Source organism: Candidatus Atribacteria bacterium (genome assembly GCA_011056645.1).
In the GTDB taxonomy this organism is placed as follows: Bacteria; Atribacterota; Phoenicimicrobiia; order Phoenicimicrobiales; family Phoenicimicrobiaceae; genus Sediminicultor; species Sediminicultor quartus.
The window spans coordinates 1-3879 of sequence record DSEL01000109.1 but is presented as its reverse complement, the minus strand read 5'-3'; the positions used below and the strand labels follow the sequence as shown (position 1 = coordinate 3879).

Annotated in this window: 3 protein-coding genes; all 3 read right to left on the bottom strand. The window is 37.0% G+C overall.

Annotated features, from left to right (window positions below; translation table 11 throughout):
- Positions 1-233 precede the first annotated feature (233 nt).
- Positions 234-521, bottom strand: coding sequence for a hypothetical protein (locus ENO17_04560; protein HER24306.1), 288 nt, complete (start codon positions 519-521; stop codon positions 234-236).
- Between the two features lie 647 nt (positions 522-1168).
- On the bottom strand, positions 1169-2518 hold the full coding sequence (locus ENO17_04555; GenBank protein ID HER24305.1) for a GMC family oxidoreductase: 1350 nt from the start codon (positions 2516-2518) through the stop codon (positions 1169-1171).
- 498 nt (positions 2519-3016) lie between these two features.
- Complete coding sequence (locus ENO17_04550; GenBank protein HER24304.1) at positions 3017-3442, bottom strand: lipocalin-like domain-containing protein; 426 nt, start codon at positions 3440-3442, stop codon at positions 3017-3019.
- Between the last annotated feature and the right edge of the window lie 437 nt (positions 3443-3879).

The following is a 3879-nucleotide window of genomic DNA, read 5'->3' as shown; positions in this document are numbered from 1 at the left end:
GATTAATACTGCTTTTTTTGTTTAATACTAACTTATTGTGAAGAATACTTATGGAAATAAAGGGTAAGGAAATATTAAAAATCCAGAATTGATTTTAGTTATAAAAGTTAAAGAAAAAATTATGAATAATCCACACGAGTGATATATTTCTATCCCCTGCTATTACAGGCAGGGGGTAGAAATTATCTCTTACAACAAAAGATAAAAAGTGACGTATGTATAAAAGTTGAAAATTATCTGTAAGACTCTCCGTCTACTTTCATCATTGGGTACGGCCCATCTACGGGAATTCCAGGGAATGCTTTGACAATTTGTTTCAAGGGCTTGTTTAATGAATCAACATCTTTTGCATCCCATTCACAGATTATTTTTGATATGTCACCTTTATCATCCAGTTGAACCCAGCTGCCAATCCAATAAGCATCTGAGTTAGACTGAGCTTTTGCTGCCTTTGCTACTGCCTCGGCTTGAGCAAGCGGTATTGGTGATGGCAGTGCGTGAGTAAGTAAAAATTTAGCCATTTTTTATCACCTCCCTTGTTTTAAGTCTGCTAGTACCATTCAGAAAACTATGAAACCCTTGTCTTACAAGACTTTTAGAGTACCTCTATTTTATTCTTCACCTCCACTCTTGAACCCCGTATCTGATATGGGGTTATTTCTATCTATCCCTCATGATTTGGGATAATTTCCTTTCTTTTTCGGCTTCTCTTCTTTTAAAATTAAAAGAAAATTTCTCTCCTGTTCTCTTCATACAAAATATGATATTAAGTTTTTTGTAAGGTGAACATAGAAGATGGGTAGTTTTATGGTTAGTATGGTTAAGATGTGTTACTTAGTAGGTCTCTTGGAATAGAGAAAGAGTGTTACTCTTATGCTAAATCTGAGATAATATAGCTTTTTATTTTAGTATCATATTATTATAGATATTCTGCTTAGATGAAAAATACGCTTACTTAATTTTTTTATTTCTATTTTATTTATACTACACAACTTATTAAAAATCCTTCTTTTTTTGTAAAATAATTCAAAAAAATAAAAAGCCCCTCAGCAATTGCCAAAGGGCTGGGAATTAGCAAGCTCCCCAGACAGGACGACTTTCGCAACTTTTGTATGGGCGATGAAACGGAGAAAGTATATCGTAAATTGAAAGAAGTAATTGAGGTCTGTTAAGAAAGTAAATACTTGGCTAATCTTTTGGAAAAAGCTACAATCGTCAAGATAGGTGGCATTCCAAGCGGGCTTGGGAAGATACTTGCATCGCTGACAAATAAACCTGTAATTCGTGTTTCCTGATGTTCATCGACAACCTTCCCGATGGGAGCGGTACAACAGGGATGTCCTGATTCATAACTGCCCTTATAAATCGTATTCGGATTTGCCCCTGCGTCAATTAATATTTTCCTATTGATTTCATAAGCTTCCTCCAGCTTTTCTTTATCTTTTTTGGTTAAGTTTTTTCGGATGGTTCCATCATTGCTGACTTCCCCGTTCATCTCATCACGAATTTTGGTCATCATACCAATCAGCCTGCTGGCATTGATTCTTCTTGATTTAAAAACAATTTTAATCTGATTTGCTAGACTTAATTTTTCTGGAGCATATCCCTCGATATCTTTCACCAGGTAAAGGGGAATATACATGTAAGTAGCTGCAAAAAATTCCTTCTCCTTAATTAATTGCTCCAAGTAGGTCCCAAGAATAATCTCGTTTTTCATCCCGACATCTTCGGTATACCCATAGGTAGCCTGGTAGACATCCATAGCCAGACCTTTCCCTGCCTCCGGGATACCCGAGTTCTGTAAGATGCGCGGGGTTTCAAGGGCACCCGCTGATAGGATGATGTTCTTTCCATAAATCTGAAATGTATTTCCTTTTCTGGTTGCCCTAATCCCGGTTACTCTTCCATTTTCGTGTAATACCTCAGTTACTTCAGTATCAAGGAGCAAGTCTGCCCCATTTTCAGTGGCTTCATCAATAAATTCCAAGGCAGTCCATTTTGCCCCGGTGGGACAGCCAAACATGCATTGACCACAATTTAGACATTTAGTGAAATCAACACATTTGGGTGTCGGCTTCATCTCCCAACCCAGGGATTTAACTGCTTCATTTATCCGTTTGGTACCCTCTCCCATAAAATGAGTAGGCATGGGATTGACTCGCAAGTCTTTTCTGGCAGATTCAAGCTCTTGGGATAGATCGATCCCCCATTCTTTAAATATCTTCTTGGGAGGGGTGACGGCATTTCCCATAGCTACATAAGAAGAACCACCTAAAATACGGGCTCTTCCAACCCATATTCCTCCGTCAGTTTTCAGATGCACCTTTTCTTTGTTAAGAAAAATTGGGGTAACCCTTATAGCTCCTGTCTTGGTAAATCTTGGACCGTATTCTACAATAAGAATATCTTTTGTTTTCCCGGATAATTCTTTGGCCAGAGTAGCACCTCCAGGACCTGAACCGACAATAATATAATCATAGTTTTTCTCAGAAGACATTTGTTTTAAAGCATGTATCATGGATAAAATTTCCTTTTCTGTTTTGAGACAATTAAGCTATATAATAGCACACCACATAAACATATATTGAATTTGCTATTAATTTAACTAACATAAAAGATAACTTGCTTGATTATAGGTAATGATGTAAATAGATTTTAATGAGTAAGGAAATATTGCTATTTAATTACAATATACAATATTAATTCATAAAAATCCTTCTTTTTCGGGAAAATAATTTGTAAAAATAAAAAAGCCCTTCAATAAATGCCAAAGGGCTGGGAATTAGCAAGCTCCCCCTGGCAGACAGAACGATTATCGAACTTTTTGCAGGAGTGAAGAGACTGAAAAGGTATATCAAGACTTAAAAGAGGTTATCGGATTATTGAGATAGTACAACTTCTCTTGTATATTAACGGTCCCGGCATTGGCGAAGCCCGAAAGGTTTGAGCAAGCGATAGCGAGCCGCCAATGCCGTGTTATGTGCAGTGGCAGATGGAATTGGACTTCCAGATTCATTCAGACACGTTCCCAGATCAGATGTGCAGTCTGCTGCATGTCGCTTACCAGAAACGGAGGCGTACTTAACGACAGTCTATCCCTATCAAATTCATAGATGCGTTCTTGATCCACATCAACCCAATTGGGAAAGAAGCTGACTTCGATGTGATGAATGACTTTGTCTCTCTGAAGCTCATACCGACCACAATAAGAGAGGTAGGTGTCTGCGGTTGCCACCTTTTCCTCCGTACTTCCTCCCCTGATGTCTCCAGAAGCAAACGTAGGTCGGTTGGTTCCCATAATAGCTACGGACATGTATCCATCCTCGTTGTACATAATGTACCCCACAGCATCTTGACCGAATGGGTAGCTGATCTGGCCATCCGCACTCCTGAGTTCACAAGATACCAGTCTCCAGGTGCCAATAAAAGGATTCTGTGCCATTCTCTATTTCCTCCTTAATTATCTTGAAGTTCAGCATTAAATCTATTCCTTACTTCCCTGAACAGATGAGCTTGTCTGCCATTGCGTACAACTCGTTCATATCCGAACTTACTATTTATTTTAAAATTCTCTAATAATCTCTTTTATCTTTCTTCTAATTATTCATAACCTAAAATTCTCATATCCTTCTATATTTTAATACTACATAAATCTTTAGGAATCCTTCTTTTTCTGAAAAATAATTTAAAAAAAATTAAAAGCCCTTCAGCAAAATGCCAAAGGGCTGATGCTCGATAAGTTTTCCGTTATTTATTTTAAGACTATCAAATAAATCCTCAATTTTTATTAAAAAATTATTTACGTTTATAAACATGAGTATATAACCAAATTTTCTTCTAATTTTAATTAATCTTTATGAACTGTTTAAATGGTAATTT

Bases quoted from the DNA above. Each gene is read 5' to 3' on its own strand.
- ENO17_04560 (HER24306.1), bottom strand. From the start codon at position 521: ATGGCTAAATTTTTACTTACTCACGCACTGCCATCACCAATACCGCTT.
- ENO17_04555 (HER24305.1), bottom strand. From the start codon at position 2,518: ATGATACATGCTTTAAAACAAATGTCTTCTGAGAAAAACTATGATTAT.
- ENO17_04550 (HER24304.1), bottom strand. From the start codon at position 3,442: ATGGCACAGAATCCTTTTATTGGCACCTGGAGACTGGTATCTTGTGAA.